The sequence below is a fragment of the Thiocapsa sp. genome (assembly GCF_035467215.1).
Classification (GTDB): domain Bacteria; phylum Pseudomonadota; class Gammaproteobacteria; order Chromatiales; family Chromatiaceae; genus Thiocapsa.
Genome location: NZ_DATITZ010000224.1, coordinates 1 through 1,860 on the forward strand (window position 1 = coordinate 1; position 1,860 = coordinate 1,860).

The window sequence follows — 1,860 nt, forward strand, 5'->3', positions numbered from 1 at the left end:
CGTCGTCCATCAGGTCTTCGAAGCCGTAGCGTCCCGGCGGGATCTTGCCGAGCGCAGAGCGTGCGAGGCGTTCTGCATAGTCGTCGAGCGCCCGGATCGCCGACACGTAGGCCGCGACGCCGAGACCCTCGATCAGACCGCCCAGTCGGGTCAGCCCGGCCCGATTGGCCCCGATCTGGGCGAAGAAATCGCCGCGCGCGTCGTCCGGGTTGCGCGTCGCACCGAGGATCCGCGCGAGCAGCGGCTGGTCGATCTCATCCTGCGCGACCAACCGGCAGGGCGGGATGATCAGCCCTTCCTCGTCGAGCATGCGCGAGACCGGCATCGACCCCGGCACGCTCGCCCCGATGTCGGCATGATGTGCGCGGTTGGCGACGAAGGCGACCAGCCGGCCCTCTGCGAAGAGCGGGGCCACCAGCGTCACATCCGGCAGATGGGTGCCGCCGAGGAAGGGATCGTTGAGGACCACCATGTCGCCGTCCGCCCAGTCGAGCGCACCGACGATATCTCCCATCGCGTAGGCCATGCTCCCGAGGTGGACCGGAATATGAGCGGCCTGTGCGCAGAGGTTCCCGTCCCGATCGAAGACCGCGCACGAGAAATCGAGGCGATCGCGGATGTTGGTGGAGAAGGCCGCTTGGCGCAGAACCACGCCCATCTCCTCGCAGACGGACTCGAGCCGGCTGGCGAAAAGTCCCAATTCGACGGCATTCATGGTCTCGGGGCCTCCGGGGTCGCGTGCTCTGCGATGCGTGGGGGACCGCGCCGCACCCCGAAAGTTTCGCATCTCGCGCTCGGGCAGCGCATCCGCGGGTTGAGATACCCGAACGCGGGCCAACATTGCGGGTGACTGTCGACCACTGCAGATTCCAACCTTCGAGGAGGCTTGACCATGGCCCATCAACTCCCGGCGTTACCCTACGAAAAGAATGCGCTCGAGCCCGTGATCTCCGCCGAGACCATCGACTACCACTACGGCAAGCATCACCAGACCTACGTCAACAACCTCAACAACCTAATCCCGGGCACCGAGTACGAGAACATGAGTCTCGAAGAGATCATCATGAAATCCTCGGGCGGATTGTTCAACAACGCAGCCCAGGTCTGGAACCACACCTTCTACTGGAACTGTCTCAGCCCGAACGGCGGCGGCGCCCCGACCGGCGCACTTTCCGACGCGATCAGCGCCAAGTTCGGCTCGTTCGATGAATTCAAGAAGCAATTCTCCCAAGCTGCCGCCACCAACTTCGGCTCCGGCTGGACCTGGCTGGTCAAGAATTCCGACGGCTCCATCGAGATCTTCAACACCTCCAACGCCGGGACCCCCATGACCGAGGGCAAGACCGCGCTGATGACTGTCGACGTTTGGGAGCATGCCTACTACGTCGACTATCGCAACGCACGCCCGAAGTATCTCGAAGCGATCTGGGACAAGATCAATTGGGAGTTTGTGGCGGCGAATTACGGCGCTTAATACGCGCTATTTCTTCATAATTAAGTCCCGAACTTCGGCGACCCCATGAAGACGTAAAGATCCGAAATGGCCCAGCGCAACGCTGGGCCATCGTGCGTTTTGAACGGTTTTTGAACAGGCGTGCGGAATCGCCCCCGTCTTCGCAAGCGCGTGAATCACTCCTGCTCGAACCCCTGACTCGTGAACTTCAGTGTCCGGCAATTCTCGGTCACCGTGCGCACGACCTGATCCGGGGCGCCATCGGGCATCTCGGCCTCGATCTCGATGGTTACCGTCACCTTGGCATGAACGAGACCATCCAGATGCGCGATGACCTCTTCGGCGATGCGGCCGGCGTCGCGCCCGACGCGGATCGCATCGAGAAGCACGGTGCCGTGGAAACGCTT

General features: G+C 62.7%; 3 protein-coding genes. 1 reads left to right on the forward strand and 2 read right to left on the reverse strand.

Features of this window, described 5'->3' with window-relative positions:
• The coding region (locus tag VLR48_RS12645) for a hydantoinase B/oxoprolinase family protein (RefSeq protein ID WP_325292134.1) at positions 1 to 715 on the reverse strand (715 nt) is incomplete at its 3' end.
• Between the two features lie 177 nt (positions 716 to 892).
• Here VLR48_RS12645 and VLR48_RS12650 point away from each other — a divergent pair.
• Positions 893 to 1,474: a superoxide dismutase gene (locus tag VLR48_RS12650; protein ID WP_325292135.1), complete on the forward strand. Its 582-nt coding sequence runs from the start codon at positions 893 to 895 to the stop codon at positions 1,472 to 1,474.
• A 155-nt stretch (positions 1,475 to 1,629) separates the two neighbouring features.
• Here the strand turns inward: VLR48_RS12650 and VLR48_RS12655 are convergent.
• On the reverse strand, positions 1,630 to 1,860 hold a 231-nt coding region (locus tag VLR48_RS12655), incomplete at its 5' end, for a hypothetical protein (RefSeq protein WP_325292136.1).

What these genes read in the sequence shown, in the direction of transcription:
- VLR48_RS12650 (WP_325292135.1), top strand. Translation starts at nt 893, where the DNA reads ATGGCCCATCAACTCCCGGCGTTACCCTACGAAAAGAATGCGCTCGAG.